Origin of the sequence: Amycolatopsis sp. NPDC058986, assembly GCF_042741125.1 — a bacterium.
In the GTDB taxonomy this organism is placed as follows: domain Bacteria; phylum Actinomycetota; class Actinomycetes; order Mycobacteriales; family Pseudonocardiaceae; genus Amycolatopsis.
In genome coordinates, this window is record NZ_JBHYJW010000006.1 from 112,656 (window position 1) to 132,041 (window position 19,386).

General features: G+C 69.7%; 20 protein-coding genes. 14 read left to right on the forward strand and 6 right to left on the reverse strand.

The window, feature by feature from the left end; translation table 11 throughout:
• The first annotated feature begins 3 nt into the window (after positions 1–3).
• Positions 4–276, forward strand: coding sequence for a TOBE domain-containing protein (locus ACFW0G_RS08080; RefSeq protein WP_378324270.1), 273 nt, complete (start codon positions 4–6; stop codon positions 274–276).
• A complete protein-coding gene (locus ACFW0G_RS08085; RefSeq protein ID WP_378324129.1) occupies positions 273–1,892 on the forward strand; it encodes an amidohydrolase in 1,620 nt (539 codons plus the stop codon). Before ACFW0G_RS08080 ends, ACFW0G_RS08085 begins: the two co-directional genes overlap by 4 nt.
• 39 nt (positions 1,893–1,931) lie before the next feature.
• Here the strand turns inward: ACFW0G_RS08085 and ACFW0G_RS08090 are convergent, their stop codons facing one another.
• The gene (locus tag ACFW0G_RS08090; protein WP_378324130.1) at positions 1,932–2,516 is read right to left on the reverse strand and encodes a TetR/AcrR family transcriptional regulator; all 585 of its coding nucleotides are present in this window, start codon (positions 2,514–2,516) and stop codon (positions 1,932–1,934) included.
• An 80-nt stretch (positions 2,517–2,596) separates the two neighbouring features.
• Between ACFW0G_RS08090 and ACFW0G_RS08095 the strand changes: the two genes are divergently transcribed.
• The gene (locus ACFW0G_RS08095; protein WP_378324131.1) at positions 2,597–3,754 is read left to right on the forward strand and encodes an FAD-dependent oxidoreductase; all 1,158 of its coding nucleotides are present in this window, start codon (positions 2,597–2,599) and stop codon (positions 3,752–3,754) included.
• On the opposite strand, the gene ACFW0G_RS08100 is transcribed toward ACFW0G_RS08095, so the two are convergent.
• Positions 3,726–5,081, reverse strand: coding sequence for an MFS transporter (locus ACFW0G_RS08100; RefSeq protein ID WP_378324133.1), 1,356 nt, complete (start codon positions 5,079–5,081; stop codon positions 3,726–3,728). The two genes, ACFW0G_RS08095 and ACFW0G_RS08100, sit on opposite strands and share 29 nt — an antisense overlap.
• A gap of 127 nt (positions 5,082–5,208) precedes the next feature.
• Between ACFW0G_RS08100 and ACFW0G_RS08105 the strand changes: the two genes are divergently transcribed.
• The 8 genes from ACFW0G_RS08105 to ACFW0G_RS08140 all read left to right on the forward strand — a co-directional run bounded on the left by ACFW0G_RS08105 (position 5,209) and on the right by ACFW0G_RS08140 (position 13,564).
• Positions 5,209–5,661, forward strand: coding sequence for a MarR family winged helix-turn-helix transcriptional regulator (locus tag ACFW0G_RS08105; RefSeq protein WP_378324134.1), 453 nt, complete (start codon positions 5,209–5,211; stop codon positions 5,659–5,661).
• Between the two features lie 63 nt (positions 5,662–5,724).
• On the forward strand, positions 5,725–6,651 hold the full coding sequence (locus ACFW0G_RS08110; protein ID WP_378324135.1) for a hydroxymethylglutaryl-CoA lyase: 927 nt from the start codon (positions 5,725–5,727) through the stop codon (positions 6,649–6,651).
• Positions 6,644–7,375 carry an enoyl-CoA hydratase/isomerase family protein gene (locus ACFW0G_RS08115; RefSeq protein ID WP_378324136.1) on the forward strand — a complete coding sequence of 244 codons (732 nt, stop codon included), beginning with the start codon at positions 6,644–6,646 and terminating at the stop codon, positions 7,373–7,375. Before ACFW0G_RS08110 ends, ACFW0G_RS08115 begins: the two co-directional genes overlap by 8 nt.
• Entirely contained in the window at positions 7,372–8,559 is a 1,188-nt protein-coding gene (locus ACFW0G_RS08120; protein ID WP_378324137.1) for a CaiB/BaiF CoA transferase family protein, read from the forward strand. Before ACFW0G_RS08115 ends, ACFW0G_RS08120 begins: the two co-directional genes overlap by 4 nt.
• Position 8,560: 1 nt before the next feature.
• Entirely contained in the window at positions 8,561–9,310 is a 750-nt protein-coding gene (locus tag ACFW0G_RS08125; RefSeq protein WP_378324138.1) for an enoyl-CoA hydratase/isomerase family protein, read from the forward strand.
• Positions 9,307–10,935: an AMP-binding protein gene (locus ACFW0G_RS08130; protein ID WP_378324139.1), complete on the forward strand. Its 1,629-nt coding sequence runs from the start codon at positions 9,307–9,309 to the stop codon at positions 10,933–10,935. Before ACFW0G_RS08125 ends, ACFW0G_RS08130 begins: the two co-directional genes overlap by 4 nt.
• On the forward strand, positions 10,932–11,897 hold the full coding sequence (locus tag ACFW0G_RS08135; protein WP_378324140.1) for an NAD(P)H-dependent flavin oxidoreductase: 966 nt from the start codon (positions 10,932–10,934) through the stop codon (positions 11,895–11,897). The genes ACFW0G_RS08130 and ACFW0G_RS08135 overlap by 4 nt, the downstream gene beginning before the upstream one ends.
• 206 nt (positions 11,898–12,103) lie before the next feature.
• Positions 12,104–13,564, forward strand: coding sequence for a right-handed parallel beta-helix repeat-containing protein (locus tag ACFW0G_RS08140; RefSeq protein WP_378324141.1), 1,461 nt, complete (start codon positions 12,104–12,106; stop codon positions 13,562–13,564).
• A gap of 12 nt (positions 13,565–13,576) precedes the next feature.
• Here ACFW0G_RS08140 and ACFW0G_RS08145 read toward each other — a convergent pair whose 3' ends face one another.
• Positions 13,577–14,611 (reverse strand): bile acid:sodium symporter family protein, encoded by a 1,035-nt coding sequence (locus ACFW0G_RS08145; protein WP_378324142.1) that lies wholly within the window; start codon positions 14,609–14,611, stop codon positions 13,577–13,579.
• Between the two features lie 97 nt (positions 14,612–14,708).
• Between ACFW0G_RS08145 and ACFW0G_RS08150 the strand changes: the two genes are divergently transcribed.
• Complete coding sequence (locus ACFW0G_RS08150; protein ID WP_378324143.1) at positions 14,709–15,572, forward strand: LysR substrate-binding domain-containing protein; 864 nt, start codon at positions 14,709–14,711, stop codon at positions 15,570–15,572.
• 6 nt (positions 15,573–15,578) lie between these two features.
• Here ACFW0G_RS08150 and ACFW0G_RS08155 read toward each other — a convergent pair whose 3' ends face one another.
• Positions 15,579–16,130: a sigma-70 family RNA polymerase sigma factor gene (locus ACFW0G_RS08155; RefSeq protein ID WP_378324271.1), complete on the reverse strand. Its 552-nt coding sequence runs from the start codon at positions 16,128–16,130 to the stop codon at positions 15,579–15,581.
• A 196-nt stretch (positions 16,131–16,326) separates the two neighbouring features.
• Entirely contained in the window at positions 16,327–16,818 is a 492-nt protein-coding gene (locus ACFW0G_RS08160) for an RNA polymerase sigma factor (RefSeq protein WP_378324144.1), read from the reverse strand.
• Between the two features lie 142 nt (positions 16,819–16,960).
• Between ACFW0G_RS08160 and ACFW0G_RS08165 the strand changes: the two genes are divergently transcribed.
• Together ACFW0G_RS08165 and ACFW0G_RS08170 are read left to right on the forward strand one after the other, a co-directional pair.
• Entirely contained in the window at positions 16,961–17,605 is a 645-nt protein-coding gene (locus ACFW0G_RS08165; protein ID WP_378324145.1) for an endonuclease, read from the forward strand.
• 167 nt (positions 17,606–17,772) lie between these two features.
• Entirely contained in the window at positions 17,773–18,036 is a 264-nt protein-coding gene (locus ACFW0G_RS08170; RefSeq protein WP_378324272.1) for a WhiB family transcriptional regulator, read from the forward strand.
• 112 nt (positions 18,037–18,148) lie between these two features.
• On the opposite strand, the gene ACFW0G_RS08175 is transcribed toward ACFW0G_RS08170, so the two are convergent.
• The gene (locus ACFW0G_RS08175) at positions 18,149–19,369 is read right to left on the reverse strand and encodes a glycoside hydrolase family 64 protein (protein ID WP_378324146.1); all 1,221 of its coding nucleotides are present in this window, start codon (positions 19,367–19,369) and stop codon (positions 18,149–18,151) included.
• Between the last annotated feature and the right edge of the window lie 17 nt (positions 19,370–19,386).

Consider the following 19,386-nt stretch of genomic DNA (forward strand, 5'->3'; position numbering starts at 1 on the left):
TTGATGTTCGGGGGACCTTATGGGTTTTTTTTTTTGGTGTTTTGCTTGTGCCCGGGGGTCCAACGGGGGGCGGGCGGTTCGGTAACCGTGTTGGTTTCGTTCGGGCCCCACAGCCGGGTCTGGCTCCGCTACGGCGACGGCACCAGGGGGTGCGCGATCCTCCCCGCCGGTGCGGTCCACGAACACCGGCCCGGCGCCGACGTCGTGGTGGCCTGGCATCCCGAACACCAGGCCGTCGTCCCGGACGCGGGTCTTGCCGGAAGCGTCGCGTCATGACCGATCTGCTGTTGCGGGGCGGGATCGTCCGCACTTTCGACGGTCCCGGCGTCGTGAGCGCGGTGCTGATCCGCGATGGTGTCGTCCACGCCGTCGGGGACGACGAGACGGTGTCCGCGGCCGCGAACTCCGGCGCCCGAGTGGTTGAGCTGCAAGGGAAAGCGGTCGTCCCCGGGATCAACGACGCGCATCTGCATCTGGCCTGGCACGCGCTGAGCGGTCCGGAGTTCTGCGTGGACCTCTCGGCTGCCGGTGACTTGGCCGCGGTCGCTTCGGCGCTGGCCACCGCGCCGGACGGCGAGTGGATTGCCGGCCGCGGCTGGCGGGAGACGACCATCGCGGAGTTCGCGGCGGGATGCGCGGTTCCGTCCCGTTCCTGGCTGGACGAGGTCACCGGCGATCGCCCGGCCGTGCTCCACCACGCCTCGTCGCATTCGGTGTGGGTCAACAGCGCCGCGCTGCGGCGGGCCGGGATCACCGCCGCCACACCGGATCCGCCCGCCGGGGAGATCGTGCGCGACGAGCACGGCGAACCGACCGGGCTGCTCGTGGAAAGCGCGCAGGACCTCGTAGCGCGACTGATTCCACGGCCCGGCAGGGAAGAGCGGCTCGACGTGATCGTCCGCGCGATGCGGCGTCTCAACGGGCTCGGCGTCACCAGCGTGACGGATCCGATCGTGACGCCCGAGCTGTGGCGGGACTACCAGGACCTGCACGCCGCGGGCAGGCTGACCGTGCGGGTCAACGCGCTCCTGCACTGGGACTGGCCTTCTCCGATCACTTCGGCCGCGAGCCTGCGCCGTGCACTGGAAAGCGCGTCGTTCGGCGGTGACGACCTGTTGCGCGCCGGGGGCATCAAACTGTTCGCCGACGGCGTGCCGACCCATTGCACGGCGTGGATGCACCAGCCCTACCCGGACGGCAGCCACGGCGATCTGGTCACCGTGGGGGACAGCACCGAGTCCAGAGTGGACGAACTGCGCGCGCTCGTCGCGGCGGCACACCGGAAACGCGTCCAAGCGCAGGTGCACGTGACCGGCGATCGCGCCGCCGACGCCGTGGTGGACGCGATCGAGGCCGCGGCCGCCGCCGACCCGTGGCCGGAGGCACGACATGTGCTGATCCACGGCACGTTCCTCTCGCCCGCGGTCCACGAACGGTTGGCACGGCACGGAATCGGCGTCATCACCAGCTCGCTCATGCGCACCTACAGCGGCCCATCGATGGTGCGCACCGTCGGCGAAGCGCAATGGGCACGGGCCTTCCCGGCGCGTGCCCTGCTGGACCACGGAGTGTCCACTGCAGACAGTTCGGACGCCCCAGTCACCCAGCCCGACTGGCGGCGCGGCGTCGCCACCTTCACCGGCGCTCCCGGCCCCAACCCCTTCGGACCCCCGGCGCCCGCCGACCGGCTGAGCCGGGAAGAGGCGCTGCGCCTGTGGACGTCGGGGCCCGCCTGGATGGAGAACGCCGACGGCGTCAAGGGGACGCTGGCCCCCGGACGGCTGGCCGACCTGGCCGTGCTCGACGCCGATCCCGTCACCGCCTCCGCCTCCGAACTGCTGAACCTGCGGTCGGTACTGACCATCGTCGGCGGCCGCGTAGTGGTGGGCTGAAGGGGACTTTCCTCGCATGTAACGAGACGAAAGTCCCCTTCAGCTCTTCGGGACGGTCGCGGTCCAGCCGTCTTCGAGCAGGGCGAAGATCGTCTGGACGTCGCGTTCCGGCTTGGGGCGCCGGTAGACGATGTCGCCCGCTTCGAGCGCGAACCGCGCCAGTGCCGTGCAGACGACGTCGTCCGCGGGCGCGCCGAGGTCCTCGGCGATGGCGCGTGCCAGCGCGGTCTCGTGGCGTAACCACATGTGGCGGCTGTATTCCAGCAATGCCGGGGTTTCCTCCACCATCCGGAGGAACGCGGCGACTTCCGCGTTCCCGTCGGCCGTGGCCGCCCGGTGCCGGAAGTACTCGCACAGGGCGGCCGGGATCGACTGCCCGGCGGGCCGATCGCGGACCGCCGCGACGAGCGCGGCCTCGATGTCGTCTTCGAGGTCGAAGACCAGGGCTTCCTTGCGGGGGAAGTGTTTGAACAACGTGGTCACGGCCACGTCCGCGGCGTCGGCGACCTCCTTGACGCTGACGTTGTCGTAGCCGCGCTCGAGGAACAGCTTCAACGCGGCGTCGGCCAGTGCCTGGCGGGTCTGGGCCTTCTTCCGCTCCCGGCGGCCGATCGGTTCGTTCACCCGCTCACTCTAACCCAACGCGCAGCGAAGTCAAAAAGCTAGTGATTGCACTTTTGAAGTGAGTGTGGTCTTCTGAGGGCATGGACACCACCACTCGTATCGCCGTCGTCGGCGCGGGGCTGGGCGGCCTCGCCTGCGCCCGCGGCCTCCAGCTCCACGGCAGGTCCGTCACCGTCTTCGAACGGGAGCCGTCACGGCACGCCCGTTCGCAGGGCGGCACCCTGGACCTGCACGCCGACACCGGCCAGGCCGCCCTGCGCGCCGCGGGCCTGTTCGACCGGTTCCACGCGCTGGCCCGGCCCGAAGGCCAGGAGCAGCGCACACTCGACCCGGTCACGACCGAACTGCTGCGTCACGACCAGCCCGCCGAAACCGACGACTACGCGCCCGAAATCGACCGCGGCCAGCTGCGGGACATGTTTCTCGACTCGCTCGCCGAAGGCACTGTCCACTGGGGACACACCGTCACCGGGGTCGAGGCGCTGGGCGACGGCACCGCCGGACTCCTCTTCGCCGACGGCACTACGCAGGACTTCGATCTGGTCGTCGGGGCGGATGGCGCCTGGTCCCGGATCCGTCCGGCGGTTTCCGCCGCGACGCCCGCGTACACCGGCAACACCCTCGTCGAGACGTACCTCGACGACGTCGACACCCGGCACCCCGCGCTGGCGCGGCTGGTCGGGAACGGGACCATGGTCGCGAGTTCAGGCGGCCAGGCATTGATCGCCCAGCGCAACAGCGGCGGTCACGTCCGCGTCTACGCCGATCTGGCGGTTCCGGTGGACTGGCACGTCACCGCTGGTCTGGATCTCGGCGACGCCGAGGCCGTGCGCGCGTACCTGCTGCGTGTCTTCGACGGCTGGCACGACGATCTGCTCGGCCTGCTGCGCGAGAGCGAAGGCGGGTTCGCCAACCGGCCCCTGCATGTGCTCCCGGTCGGGCACATCTGGGCGCACGTACCCGGGATCACCCTGCTCGGCGACGCCGCGCACCTCATGCCGCCGGTCGGCGTCGGGGCCAATCTCGCCATGCTCGACGGCACGGCCCTCGCGGACGCGATCGCCACGCACACCGACCTCGATGACGCCGTCCGCGCCTACGAGAGCGTCATGATCCCGCGCTCTGCCGCGGCCGCTCAGGCCGCCGCCGAACTGATGGAGGTACTGGGGGAGGACGCGCCCGTCGACGTGGACGCGATCCGCAGGCAGCTCAACGACCGGATCCTGAACGCGCGGTGACGGACGGGCCGAGGGTGTTCTCCCGCAGCGCGGACGCGGGGATGCCGAGCAGGAGGATGACCCCGCCCAGCACGACCACCCCGGCGCTGATCTGCAGGCCGAGGTCCAAGGAGCCGGTGCTCGTCTTGATCCAGCCCAGCAGCGCCGGGCTGGTGGCCGCGGCGAGCGAACCCATCGTCGTCACCATGGCGATGCCGCTCGCCGCGGCCGGGCCGGAGAGGTAGATCGAGGGGATCGAATAGAAGACGGTCAGACCGGAGTAGTGCGCCGCGGTCATCAAGGCCAGCAACACGATCACGAGGTACGGGTTGCCGCTCACGAACGACAGGCCGATCAGGCAGGCGGCGGCGAAGAACTCGGCGCCCGCCGCGTGCCATCGCCGTTCCAGCGTGCGGTCGGAGTGGCGGCCGATGAGCAGCATGACGCCCATGCCCAGCACCGGCGGGATGGCCGCGAGCAGGCCGATGTCCAGCACATTGCCGACGCCGGAACTGTTGATCACGAGCGGCGTCCAGAACGAGACCGCGTTGGCGAGGGTGTAGCAGCCGCACGAGACGAGACCGAGGATGTAGACCCGGGGATCGCGCAGCGCACGCAGCATCCCGCCGTGCTTCGCCCCGGTCTGTTTGCGGTCCTGGTCGGCGCCGAGGTCGTCGGCGATCGCCTGCTTTTCGGGCTCGCTCAGCCAGCGCGCCTGTGCCGGTTTGTCCTGGAAGAACAGCATGACCAGCACGCCGAGCAGGATGGGTGGAAGCGCTTCCAGCGCGAACAGCCACTGCCAGTCCTTCAGGCCGAGCGCGCCGCCGAGGGTGTGCATGATCCAGCCGGACAGCGGCGGGCCGAGGATGCCCGACAGCGGAACCCCGAGGAAGAACAGGGCGGTCATCCGGGTCCGCCGGGCCGAGGGGAACCACTGCGCGAGATAGAACAACGCGCCGGGGAAGAACCCGGCTTCGGCGACGCCCAGCAGGAAGCGGGCCACGTAGAACAGGGCGGGCGTGGTCGCGAAGACGGTCAGGAACGTGACCACGCCCCACGACACCATGATCCGCACCAGCGTCTTTCTGGCGCCGATCCGCGCGAGCAGCATGTTGCTCGGCACCTCGAAGAGGATGAAGCCGACGAAGAACAGCCCGACGGCCAGACCGTAGACGCCTTCGCTGAACCCGAGGTCGGCCTTCAGCCGGACCTGTGCCACCCCGACGTTGGTCCGATCGATGAAGCTCACCACGTAGCAGGCCAGCAGCAACGGCATGATCCGCCACGCGACCTTGCGGTAGAGCCGGTCGCGGGGAACGGCGGGGTCGCTCTGTGAAGTCGACGTCACTGTCTTACTCCGGGATCGAGAGGAAGGCACGCGCCTCCGGTGCCGCCCCGAGTCTTGATCCGAGTGTTGAGAAGGTCAACACTCGGTTTTCGGGCCGCGACTCCCGCCGGTGGCCTAGAATCGCCGGATGACCACGCTGCTTTCCATCTCCGAGCTGCTGTCCTACCGGATGCACCGGGTGGCCAACGCGATCTCCCGCAGCGCCGCGACCCGGTACCGCCGCGACTTCGACGTCAGCCTCGGCGAGTGGCGCACGCTGGCCCTGCTGGGCGAGGATTCCCCGCTCACGCTGAACAAGCTCGCCGCGCGGGCCGGGCTGGACAAGGCGCAGATGAGCAGGGTGGTGGCCAAACTGGACGAACGCGGGCTGCTGGTCCGCGAGTCCGGCGCCGGGCGCAGCACGCGGCTGTCGCTGAGCCGCAAGGGGAAATCCCTCTATCAGGGGCTGATCGAGGCGGCCAACGAGCGCAACGAGGCGTTCCTGGTCTGCCTGACGCCTGCCGAGCGTGACGCGCTGGATTCGGCGCTGGACAAGCTTGGCAAGCTCGCGAAGGCACTGGAAAGTCAGCAGTCTCTCTAAGTGTTGACATTATCAACACTGCTCGGGTAGTCCTGGGGTGAATGATCCTCAGGAGGTGGACCGATGGCAGACCGTGTGACGATCTGCGAGTGCTTCGCCCGGGACGGGCTGCAGCACGAGGCCGGGTTCGTGCCCACGGAAACCAAGCTAGAGCTGCTCGCCGCCTTCACCGCGGCGGGGTTCCGCCGCATCGAGGCCACGAGCTACAGCCACCCGCGGCACGTGCCCGCGTTCGCCGACGCTTCCGACGTGCTCGCCGGTCTTCCCCGGCGCGACGGTGTCGCGTACAAGGCGACCTGCCCCAACCCGCGGGCCGTGCAGCGCGCGATCGCCGACCTCGACGCCGGTCGTGGCGCCGAGGAGCTGAGCTTCCTGGTGTCGGCGACCGAGGGACACACCGAACGCAACCTGCGGACCACCCGGGCGGCCCAGTGGGAGAACGTCGCGGAGATGGCTCGGCTCGCGCAGGGGAAGTTCACCGTGGTCGGGGTGGTTTCGGTCGCGTTCGGCTGTCCCTTCGAAGGGGCCGTTGATCCCGGCTCGGTCGTCGCCGACATCGTCCGCTTCGCCGAACTCGGCGCCGGCCTGATCACTTTGGGGGACACCATCGGCGCCGCGACGCCCAGGACCGTCGCCGATCTCTACCGGCGGATCGAGCGGGCCGGGGTCGAAGTGCCCGTGGTCGCGCACATGCACAACACGCGCGGGACCGCGCTCGCCAACTGTGTCGCGGCGCTGGACGCGGGCTGCCGTCACTTCGACACGGCCTTCGGCGGCGTCGGCGGTCATCCCGCCCGGATCGCCTACGGGCAGGGACTCACCGGGAACGCCTGCACCGAGGACCTGGTCGCCCTCTTCGAAGCGATGGGCGTCGACACCGGATTGGACGCCGACCGCGTCGTGGCGGCGTCCGAACTCTGTGAGCGGGCGCTGGGCCGCGAGCTCTACAGCATGATCGCCAAGGGGCGGAAGGAAAAACTCGATGCCTGAGGTACTGCTCAGCGAGGACGACGGGGCGGTGCGCGTCCTGCGGCTCAACCGTCCCGAAAAACTCAACGCGCTCAACACGGCGCTCACCGGAGCGCTGCACGACGCGCTGCTCGAAGCCGACCGCGACCCGGAGGTCCGCGCGCTGGTACTGGCGGGCAGCGGACGCGGTTTCTGCGCCGGTGCCGACCTTTCCGAGTTCGGACATTTGACGCCGGACAACCCGGCCGCCGTCCTGGAACGGGCCGAACTGACCAGCCGGACGCAGTCCCTGCTGCGCGAGCTGTCGACCCCGGTGGTCTCGGTGGTGCAGGGCGCGGCGGTCGGCGGGGGAGCGGGCCTGGCGATCGGCGCCGACATGACCGTCGTGGCCACCGACGTCAAGTTCGGCTACCCCGAGATGAAGCACTCCATCGTCCCCGCGGTCGTGATGACCGGCCTGCAGCGGCAGCTCGGGCCGAAGCTGGCCTTCGAGCTGATCAGCCTCGGCCGGATGCTGACCGCACCGGAAATGCTCGATCTGGGGCTCGCCAACCGCGTCGCGGAACCGGGGGACCTGCTGGAGGAGGGCCTGCGGATCGCCCGCCGGTGGGCCGAGTCCAGCCCGCTGGCGATGGCCGCGACCAAGACGCTGTTCCATCGCGTCGCCGATCTGCCCTACGCCGAGGCGATGCGCGCGGGCCGGGACGTCAACGTGATCATGCGCGGCTTCCGGGAGCGCCGATGAAACCGTTGTCCGGCATCACGATCCTCGATTTCTCCCGGGTGCTGGCCGGGCCCTTCGCGACCCAGGGGCTCGCCGAACTCGGGGCCACCGTGCTCAAGGTGGAACGTCCCGGTCGCGGAGACGAGTCCCGCGGCTGGGAACCCCGCCTGCCCGCGGGCGAAAGCGCTTACTTCTTCGCGTTCAACCGCGGGAAACGCTCGATCACCCTCGATCTCAAGACCGAACGCGGGCGTGAACTCGCCCGTGACCTGGCCGCCAAGGCCGACGTCGTCGTCGAGAACTTCCTCCCCGGCACACTGGACAAAATGGGGCTCGGCTACGAAGCACTGTCCGCGGTGAACCCCGGCCTGGTCTACGTGTCCAACACCGGGTTCGGCCAGGACGGGCCGTACCGTGACCGCAAGGGTTACGACACGATTTTCCAGGCCCTGTCCGGGATCATGCACCTGACCGGCCACCCGGACACGCCCCCGGCGAAGGCGGGTGTCCCGGTCTCCGACCTCGCTTCCGGCCTGTGGACGATGATCGCCGTCCTCATCGGACTCGTCGGGCGCGGCGGCACCGGCCGGGGGTCCCATGTGGACGTCGCGATGATGGACGTCCAGGTGAGCCTGCTGGCGCTGGCCGCGGCGCGGCTCTTCGCCTACGACGAGGATCCCGTCCGGCAGGGCACGCAGCACCCCGGCCGCGTGCCTTCGGCGGCTTTCCAGTGCCGGGACGGTCATTGGCTCCACCTCAGCGCGAGCGATCAGCACTGGCTTCCGTTGTGCGAGGTCCTCGGGCTCGCCGACCTCGCGGCCGATCCGGAGCTGGCCGCCAACGCCGGACGTCTCCGGGAGCGTGACCGGGTGCTGGGCGCACTCCGCGCGGCTTTCGCGCAGCGGCCCCGGGCGGAACTCGCCCGTGCGCTGCGTGAGCGCGACGTCCCGGTCGGCGAGGTCAACTCCGTGCGTGAGGCGCTCGAAGACCCGAACACCGTCGCACGTGGCATGGTGGGGCACTTCGACCATCCGGCCGAGGGCCGGTTTCCCGCGCTGCGCACCCCGCTGCGGCTCGACGGCTACGAAGATCCGGAACCCGCGGTGCCACCACGGCTGGGTGCCGACACCGACGCGGTGCTGGCCGCCTACCTCGGTCTGTCCACAAAGGAAATCGAAACGCTGCGCGCGGAAGAGGTGATCTGAAGTGGACCCGGTGCTGGTGCGCAAGGACGCCGGGGTCGCCGAGGTGACCCTGAACCGTCCCGAGGCACGCAACGCGCTGAATCTCCCGATGTGCACGGCGTTGCGGGAGGTCTTCGCCGACCTCGACGCCGATGACGACGTCCGCGTCGTCGTGCTCAAGGCCGACGGCCCGGTCTTCTGCGCGGGCGCGGATCTCAAGGAGCGCAAGGGAAAGGACGAGACCTGGGTTCGCAGGCGGCGGCTCGCCTCGTTCGCCGCCTACGAGACGATCGAACGCTGCGGGAAGCCCGTGTTCGCCGTGGTGGACGGCCCGGTGGTCGGTTCCGGCGGCGAGATCGCCATGAGCTGCGACTTCGTCCTCGCCTCGGGGGCCGCGACCTTCCGCTTCCCCGAACCGCACTGGGGCACGATCGGCGCCACCCAGCGGCTGCAGCGCGTCATCGGCAAACGGCGCGCGAAGGAACTGCTGTTCACCGGTCGGGTGGTGGACGCGGAGGAGGCCGCGAGCCTCGGCCTGGTGACCCGGCTTGCGCCCGCCGGTGAACTGGCGAAACTGGTGACGGAAACTGTCGAGGCGATCCTGGCGGCGCCGCCGCTCGCGCTGAGCCTGACCAAGCAGTCGGTCGATCTCGGCGAGGAGGCGGCGCTGACCACCGGGATCCGTATCGAGCTCGCCGCGATCGAACGGAATCTCGCCGACGGCGGGTGGCGGCGGGGCGTGGCCGAGTTCGCGGACCGGATCGGAGAGTGACCACAGTGGACCCGAGAGAACTGGACCTGACGGGCATCTGTCCACTCACGACGGACGCCGCCCTGCGCCGCGCCGCGACCGTGGTCCCCGACGTCGAAGCCGTCGTCAACGCCCACGAGCGCGTCACCTACGCCGAGCTGGCCGAGCAGGTCGCGGTGCTGCGTTCGGCGCTGCACAACGCGGGTGTCGATCGGGGTGACCATATCGGACTGTGCCTCGGCAACGGGCCTCGCTGGGTGGCACTGTTCCTGGCCATCACTTCGCTGGGCGCGGTGACCGTGCCGGTGAACACCCGCTTCAAGGCGCCGGAACTGGAATACACGCTGCGCCAGTCGGACGTCAAGCTGCTGTTCGTGGCGGACAAGGTGCTCAGCTCCGCCTTCGTCACGATGCTCCGGGAAATCTGCCCCGCTGTCGACAAGGAGCTGCCCGACCCGAACCTTCCCCGGCTGGCACAGATTGTCGTGATCGGCGAGGACGTGCCCGCGGGAGCACTGAGCTGGGACGAGTTCGCGGCGGGCACGGGAAAACCGGTCGAGCCAAGCGCCGAACCCGACGACGTCGCGCTCGTCCAGTACACCTCGGGGACCACGTCGTTTCCCAAGGGCGTGCTGCTCACCCACCGGAACATGTGTGCCGACGCGTTCTTCTCGGCCACCCGGCTCGGGCTGCGCGCGGGCGACCGGTTCTACAGTGGACGGCCGTTCTTCCACGTGGCGGGCACGACGTTGTCGATCCTGGCCTGCATCCAGCAACTGTCCACTTTGGTCACCGCGGAGAGGTTCGTCCCCGAAACGGCGCTGCGCCTGCTGGCCGACGAGAGATGCACGCACTTCGCCGGGAACGACACCATCGCCCTGATGCTGCTCAATCACCCGGATCGCGAGCGATACCGGCTCAGCCTCCGCGGTGCCTGGCTCGCGGCGTCGCCGACGGTGGTGCGGCGCGTGATCGACGAACTGGGCGCCGTCGAGGCCGTGGTCGGCTACGGGTTGTCGGAAGCCTCTCCCAACGTCGCGCAGTCGGCGTGGTGGGAGGACGAGGACCTGCGGGTGGACGGCAGCATGCCGCCGGAGCCCGGAGTTTCCGTACGCGTAAGGGATCTCGTCACCGGAGACGACGCCGAGCCCGGGCAGCCGGGCGAGATCCTGGTCCGCGGCTGGAACGTCATGCGGGGTTACTACGCGATGCCGGAGCAGACCGCGGCGGTGCTCGACGCCGGCGGCTGGCTGTCCACCGGTGACCTCGGCGTCCTGCGTGCCGACGGGCGGCTGCTGTTCACCGGACGCGCGAAGGAACTGATCCGGGTCGGTGGGGAGAACGTCGCGCCGACCGAGGTCGAGGCGGTGCTGCATCGGCATCCGGCGATCCGCCAGGCCGCGGTGGTCGGCGTCCCCGACGAACGGCTCGTGGAGGTCCCATTCGCCTTTGTCGTCCTCAACACCGGCGCTGCTCCGACGCCCGATGAGCTGATCGAGTGGTGCCGTGGCGAGATGGCGGGGTTCAAGGTCCCGCGGCACCTCAGGATCGTCGACGGTTTCGAGGGGATCGGGATGACCGCGAGTGCGAAGATCCAGAAGAACCAGCTGGCCGAACACGCCACACGGCTCCTGGACGGCCGATGACAGCGATCGAAACCGACGTCACCCGGCTGCTCGGCATCGACCTGCCGATCGTGCAGGCCGGGATGTCCTGGGCCTCGTCCTCGCCGGAGCTGCCACTCGCGGTGTCCCACGCCGGTGGCCTCGGCGTGCTCGCCGCGGGGCCGATGCGTCCCGGCGACCTGCGCGACGCGGTCCGTGCCCTGCACGTGGGCACCGACCGCCCATTCGCCGTCAACCTCCCGCTCTACCGCAAGGGCGTCGAGGAGACGATCGACCTGCTGCTGGCGGAACGGGTCCCGGTCCTCATCGCCTCGCAAGGCGGGCCGCGGCGCTATCTCGACCGGTTCCACGCCGCGGGCACCGTCTGCCTGCACGTCGTCGCGAGCCCGGAGCACGCGCGCAAAGCCGCCGATGCCGGAGTGGACGGCCTGATCGTGGTCGGTGCCGAAGCGGGCGGGCATCCGCCGCCGGACCTGGTCTCGACACTGGTGATCGTCCGGGCGGTCGCCCGTGCCGTACCGGATCTGCCGCTCATCGCGTCGGGCGGCTTCGCCGACGGCGCCGGGCTGGCCGCAGCACTCGCGCTCGGGGCAGGGGCGGCGCAGTTCGGCACCCGGTTCCTGGCGAGCACCGAGGCGAACGTCCACCCCGCCTACCAGCGGGCGGTCCTGTCCGCGACGGTCACCGACGCCCAGCCGGTCGGCCGGGAACTGGGCGTCATCCGGGCGCTGCCCAACACTTTCACCCGCGACATGACCAAGCTCGAACGCGAGGGCGCGAGCGTGGAGGACCGCCGGCTCCGCTTCGGGAAGTCCACCCTGAAAATGGCGGCCTTCGACGGGGACGTCGACAACGGCAAGATCGAAGCCGGGCAAAGCGCCGGTCTGGTGGACGACATCCGGCCCGCGGGCGAAATCGTGCGCACGCTCGTCGCCGAATACCTCGCCGCGGTTCGTACGCTGCCTGGCGTACAGCCCGAGTGACACCCGGGACGGCACTCGGCGTAACCGTGTAACGACGGGGACCCGGGCAGCGACTTCTGGGACGCGTGAGGCGAGCCAGGGAATTTTCCTTCGGCACCGGCGAACGGCGAGGGTGCCTGGACCATCCTGTGTGGTCGGCAGCGCGCTGTCCGAAGAGGCTCCCCGCCGCCATGGGCAGGCGGGCGAATCGGTGTTCCGGAGGCATGATGAAGGCGCGCGTCCTGCCCGTGGTGTTGATACTGCTCGTCTCGCAGGTGGTCGTTTCGGGAACGGCGGCGGCCACCGGTGGGGTGTGCGACGGCGTGTTCGGCGTCGCCGAGGCCCCGCAGGGAGCCGACGTGGTGGAGCCGGGCACCGACCTGTCGGCCAGGACCCGCAGCAGCCCACCGGGGACGACCTTCTGGCTGAGCCCTGGCACCCATCACCTGGCGCCGGACCAGTTCGGCCAGGTGATCCCGAAGGACGGCGACGTCTACCTCGGCGCGCCGGGGGCGGTGCTGGACGGCGGTGGGACCAACCGGGCGGCCTTCACCCAGCAGGCCGCCGGCGTGGTGATCCGGGGGCTGACCATCCGGGGCTTCGTCGCGCCGCCGGACCAGGGTGTGGTCAACCACGATTCGGCGCCGGGCTGGGTGATCGAGGGCAACGTCATCGAGGAGAACCGGGGCGCCGCGATGATGGCGGGCGCCGGGCAGCGGGTCCGCGGGAACTGCCTGCGGAACAACGGCCAGTACGGGATCAACGCCTACCGCTCGGGCGGCGGCGTCCGTGATCTGGTCGTCGAAGGCAACGAGATCACCGGGAACAACACCGACGACTGGGAGACGAAGGTGCCCGGCTGCGGATGCAGTGGGGGCGCGAAGTTCTGGGCAGTCGACGGCGCGGACATCCGCGGCAACTGGGTGCACCACAACCACGGCGCCGGCCTGTGGGCCGACACGAACAACAACGACTTCCTGATCGAGGACAACCTGATCGAGGACAACGAGGCCGAGGGCCTGTTCTACGAGATCTCGTACAACCTCGTCCTGAGCGGGAACACCTTCAACCGCAACGCCTGGACGCGCGGCCGCTGGCGCGCGGAACGGGGTGACAAGTTCCCGGTCGCCTCGGTGTACATCAGTGAGTCGGGCGGGGAACCGCGGCTGCCCGCCAGGACCGACAAGATCGAGATCCGCGGCAACATGTTCTCGGACAACTGGTCCGGGATCACCCTGTGGGAGAACGCGGACCGGTTCTGCAACAGCCCGGCCAACACGTCCACGCTGTCCTGCACGCGGCTGGTGACATCCGCCTCGGACTGCGTCCAGCCCGGGATCGCCACGGAACCGTTGTACAGCGACTGCCGGTGGAAGACGAAGGGGGTCGTCGTGTCCGACAACACCTTCGAGTTCGACCCGGCCATCCCGGGATGCTCGTCGCTGTGCGGGCGGATGGCGGTGCTCTCGAACTACGGGACGTACCCGGCGTGGTCGCCGTACAAGGGCGCGGTGATTTCGGAGGCAATCACCTTCCACCAGGAAAACCAGTGGCGTGACAACAAGTACTACGGGCCATGGACCTTTGTCGCCCACGATCCTTCGCGGGGCTTGACGTTCGACGAGTGGCGAGCGGCCCCGTACCAGCAGGACGCGTGCAGCAGCTTCGGTGAAGGAGGCAGCTGCTGAGCAGGGGACCGCTCAGGCGGCGCGCACGAGCGCGTCGTCCGGTTCGGGCACGTCCTCCCGAGCGTACCGGCGGGCGAGCGCCGCGCAGACGATCAGCTGGATCTGGTGGAAGAGCATCAACGGCAGCACGATGAGCCCGACCCTGTCGTGTCCGAAAAGGACGGTCGCCATCGGGAGGCCGCTGGCGAGGCTCTTCTTCGAGCCGCAGAACAGGATCGTGATGCGGTCCGCGCGGCCGAAGCCGAGCAGCTTCGCGCCCGCGCCGGTCACCGAGAGCACCAGGCCCAGGATCACCGCGCACACCGCGGCCAGCACGAGCAGGCTCAGCAGGTCGATCCGGTGCCAGATGCCCTCGGTCATCCCCGCGCTGAACGCGGTGTACACGACCAGCAGGATCGAGCCGCGGTCGAAGATCTTGAGCGGCGCGGAATGCCGGGTGATCCAGTCGCCGATCCAGCGGCGCGCCAGCTGCCCCGCCACGAACGGCACCAGCAGCTGCAGGACGATGTCGAGCACCGCGGAGCCGTTGATCCCGCCGCCGTCGGTGGACAGCAGCAACGCCACCAGCAGCGGGGTGAACACGATGCCGAGCATGTTCGACAGCGACGCGCTGCAGATCGCGGCCGCGACGTTCCCCCGCGCGATCGAGGTGAACGCGATCGACGACTGCACCGTCGACGGCAGGACGCATAGGAACAGCACGCCGGTGTAGAGGTCCGGGCTCAGCAGGCCCGGTGACAGCACGGCGGTGGCGAGCCCGAGCAGCGGGAAGAGCACGAACGTGGCACACAGCACCAGGGTGTGCAGCCGCCAGTGCCGCAGCCCGTCGAGTGCCTCCTGCGTCGACAGCCGCGCGCCGTAGAGGAAGAACAGCAGCCCGACCGCGATGTTCGTCGCCACCCCGAAGCCCTGCGCGACCACGCCGGAGGCGGGGAGCAGGGACGCGACGCCCACGGTGGCCAGGATCCCCGCGATGAACGGGTCGATACGGAGCTTGGCCAGCACGGCGGTGAGGGGCTTGGTCAGCGTCGCGAATACGGTGGTCATGGATCTCCCTTCCCTGTTCATTCTCGCCGCGCGAATGATCATTGTGAACCCCGATGACCGCACTGACTGTTATCGGGGAACGCGATAAACTTCCCGCGTGCTGGATCCTCGCCTGTGCCGGTCGTTCCTCGCGGTCGCCGAGACCCGCAGCTTCACCGCCGCGGCCCGGCGGCTGGGTGTGGGCCAGCCCACGGTGAGCCAGCACATCCGGCGGCTGGAGGACGCGGTCGGCGGGCTGCTCTTCGCGCGGGACACCCACGCCGTGGACCTCACCGCGCGCGGGCAGGCGATGCTCGGCTTCGCGCAGACGATCGTGGACACCGAGGACCGCGCCGAGCGGCATTTCCGCGGCGCCGAGCTGCGTGGCCGGGTGCGGCTGGGGGTGTCGGAGGACTTCGCGCTCGGCGAGCTTCCGGACATCCTCCGCAGGCTCCGGCACAGTCATCCGCTCGTCGACGTCGAACTCACCGTGGAACTGTCGGACACGCTGGCTCAACGGCTCGGTGCCGGGCAGCTCGACGTCGTCCTCGGCAAACGCAGGCCGGGAGCGGTGAGGGGACGGCTGCTGTGGCGCGAACCCCTGGTGTGGATCGGTTCCGCGGCGACGGTGATCGAGCCCGGTCAGCCGGTGCCGCTCGTGCAGTACCCGATGCCGTCGATCACCCGGCAGATCGCGGTGGAATGCCTCGAACGCGCCGGGCTGGACTGGCGGGCCGCCTGCCAGACCTCGAGCCTGACCGGCCTGCGCGCGGCGGCCACCGCCGGGCTCGGTGTGAGCCTGCACGCGCGCAGCCTCATCCCGGCCGATCTCGCCGAACTGCCGCCGGACTGCGGCCTGCCGGACCCCGGGGACATCGAGTTCATGCTGCTGTCCCGGGAAACGGCGGAGGAACCCGCGGTGGCGCTCGCGGAGTTCATCGTCGACCGGGTGAGCGTCTCGCGCGACACCCGGCGGTCCTGACCGGGCTCAGCGCGTCCCGGTGGTGAGGATCTTCCGCAGCCGGGCCAGCGCGCGGTGCTGGGCGACCCGGACCGCGCCGGGCGTCGAGCCCACCGCGTCCGCCGTCTCCTCGGCGGACAGGCCGACGACCACCCGCAGGACCACGATCTCCCGCTGCCGGTCGGGCAGCACGCTCAGCAGCTGGGCCATGCGCTCGTTCAGCTCGTTCTGCAACGCGTACTGTTCCGGCCCGACAGCCGCCTCGGCCGCTTCGGGCACATCGGCGACCGGGTCGGCGCGGTTGCGTGCCACCGCGCGGTGCGCGTCGGCCACCTTGTGCTGCGCGATGCCATAGACGAAGCCGAGGAAGGGACGGCCCTGGTCGTGGTAGGTCGGCAACGCCGTGAGCACCGCGAGGCACACCTCCTGCGCGACGTCGTCCGCCGAGGCGTAGGACCTTTCCAGCCTGCCGACCCTGGCTCGGCAGTACCGCACGACCAGCGGCCGGATCGCCGCCAGCAGCTGTTCGACCGCGAAGGGATCACCCTCGATCGCGTCGGCGACCGGCGCGTCGAGCAGGCGCCAGTGTGACGGAAAGGGATCGGCGGGCCGGCCCGCCGAGGCCAGTTCCCGTACCAGCGCGCGGTTCTTCAGCCGGAGGAGCGCGCCCTCGACGTCGACGCCGGTGTGGAGCGTGTCGGCCAGTGCGGCGTCCGCGGTGCGCAGTGCTTCGGTGATCGCCTGATCGCCGTAGGCGGTTTCCGGCATCTCTGCCTCACCTCTTGTCGTGTGGTCGCCGGGCGGCGGGGAACCGCTGTCTCAATCGTTCCCGCGCGTGCCTGCGGTGGGAGCGGACCGTCGCGGGGGAGATCTTCAGCGCCTGCGCGGTCTCGGCCGGGGTGAATCCGTCGAGCAGCCACGCCAGCACGGTCCGTTGCTGGCGGGGGAGTACGGAAAGGAGGTCGACGATCTCGGCGTGCTGGGCGACGAGCGTGACCAGCTTGTCGTCGGCGGGCTCGGCGGGCGGGAACCAGTCGGCCCGCGGACCGGCGTCGAAGCGGGCCCGTTCGGTGGCGAGCCTGCCCGCCACGCCCCGTACCCAGGCGCGAGGGTGCTCGATCGACGACCAGGACTCGTAGGCGAGCAGCATCGCGTCGGCGGCCACGTCGCGCGCCACGATCACCTCGGTGCCGATCTTGCACAGAAAGCCCACCAGTGCTGGGAATTCGGCCCGGAAGAACGTGTCGAAGTCGTCGTCAGCACGCACGCGTTCCCTCACCGTCCCCTCGCGCCGCGTGTCGCCTGTCTCTTGACAGGTGCGGTGAGCGGGCCGCCAGGTGGTAACGATTTGGTCAAGGCTGATCGCGCGGCACGTGTATGAGGCGCGGAACATCGGGTAGCCGATCGGAATGACTACTGAGGAGACGGTGGACCGGCTCCTGCGGGAGGCCGGCCGGACGTATGCCGCCGAGGCCGGGATCAACCTTGCCGACAAGCCTTCCCCGCTGTACCGGCTGTTGACGCTCTCGCTGCTGCTCTCGACGCGGATCAAGGCCGACATCGCGGTCGCCGCGGCGCGGGAACTGCACGCGGCCGGGTACGGGACGCCCCGGGCGATGGCGGAGGCGAGCTGGCAGGACCGCGTCGACGCGCTGGGCCGCGCGCACTACCGGCGTTACGACGAGCAGACCGCGACCGCTCTCGGGGAGGGTGCGGAACTACTCCTCGACCGCTACCACGGCGACCTCCGCCGGGTACGCGAAGCGGCGGACGGGGACATCGACGTGCTGCGGGACCGGCTCACGGAATTCCCCCGCATCGGCCCGGTGGGCGCGGCCATCTTCGCCAGGGAGGTCCAGGAGGTGTGGCCGGAGTTCCGGCCACAGCTGGATACGAAGGCGTTACAGGGCGCGAAGAAGCTGGGGCTGCCTCAGGACACCTCCGAGCTTGCCCGGAAGGTCGAGGGAAAAGCACTGGCCCGGTTGGCAGCGGGGCTCGTACGGGTGACACTGGACGATGCGCTCGCGCGGAAGGTGACCGAGCCGACAGCGTGACCGGGGGAGTAAAACCAGGTGCCCGTGCGTTGGGACTCGGGCCGCTCTTCGGCGGCCTCTCCCGTCCCGCCCGGCGAAATCCGCCTCGCCGTGGTGGCCGGGGTCTGTGCGATTCGAGAAGTCGGTTGACGCGAAAAGACAATGAACTGAGGAGGTGAATGACGGAAATGGATGCCATGACGACGGAATGGCAGGCCGAAGCTGCCTGCCGTAACGAGGACCCGGAACTGTTCTTCCCGATCTCCGAGGTCGGGCCGGGAGCTCGCCAGACCCGGCAGGCCAAGGCCGTGTGCGCCCGCTGCCCGGTACGCGCGCAGTGCCTTTCGCACGCACTGCGCAACGGGCTGGACCATGGCGTGTTCGGCGGTACGACCGCGGCGGAGCGTCGCGAATTGACCCGCCTGGCCGGTGTCGGACGGCACGCGGCTTGACGTCGCCGGTGTTCCCCGGCGGTGTTCCTTTATGTTTCTCCCGGCGATTCACCGGGAATTCCGGCGCGCCGGAGTGGCGTCCCTTTCTCGGGCGGCCACTCCGGCGCGCGGCTCACCAGCCGACGCTCAGCGTGAGCGCACTCGGCGGATTGCTGTTGCCGAGGATCTTGACCGAACTCTGGTCGTTGATGTCATCGTAGGCGAACCCGTACGCACGGTGATCGATGCCGACGGAGTGGAAGAACTTCGCGTAGTCGTTCTGCGTTGCCCCGGTGTAATACGCCGAAGGCGTGTACCACTTCGCCGTGTCCTGCGCGACGCCCCGGTTGAAGGCCGCGCAGAACTCCGCGCCGAGTTCGAGTTCGATGCCGCTCATTCCCGGCGAAGCGAGCGCGCCGGAACACGTCACGACGTCCTTCGTGGTCGGCTTCTTGAGCGACTGCGGCGCGGAACCGTCCTTGGTGAAGGTGAGTGTGTCGCCGGAGACCTTCCCGGTGAACTTCTGGCCGAGCCGGGTCAGCGTGAACCCGCCCGTGTACTTGCTCCACGCCTGGTCGATGGTGGACTGGAAATAGTTCGCCTGCGCGCCACCGGGGGAGAACAGCGGCGAGGCGCTCGGCGCGAGGATCCGGTAGGTACCGGCGAGCGGTTTGAACGCCGCGCCCACCTCGCCGGAATACCGGGAGAACACCTGGTCGCGGCTCGCCGTGACGCCGACCGTCTGGTCGTAGCCGGTCGAAGACTGCTGCAGGCGCGCGGTCATCGGGAACCCGAACATGTCGACCTGTGTGGTGTTCCCGCCGAAGTTGGCCTTGCCGTTGGCGAAGGTGTACTCGTACCAGTCGAGGTACACGTCGGCGTTCGGATCGGCGGGGTTGTTCAGGTCCGGGCCGCCCCAGCCGCTGTCGTCCGCGGCGATCGGCAGGTACGTCGGCGAACCGAGCGAGAGGTAGATCCGGCCGCCGTATACGCTAGGCGGCATCGTGACCGTCGACGCCTGGGCCAGGGTGAACGACATGTTCGCGTAGTTCCGGCCCTTCTTGGTCAGGTGCCCCGGCGCGGTCTCGTCGTTGTGGTTGATCGGGGTGAACGTGCCGTCGGGTTTGAGGTAGTGCCATTTTCCGCCGGGCTCCGGCATGCCCAGAATCGTGACGTGGACCTGGGCGTCGCTCCACTTCCCGCCGGTGTTGTTCTTGAGTGTCAACGGGAACTGGCCCGCTGCCGCCTGTGCCTGCGGGGTCGCGACGGCGACGGCACCGGCAAGCAGGAGTATCGCCGCGAACGCGCGGCGCAGCCGCCGTCCGGTGCGCTGTGGACTGTGCTTTGTGGACATTGCTGTTTCCTTCGTCT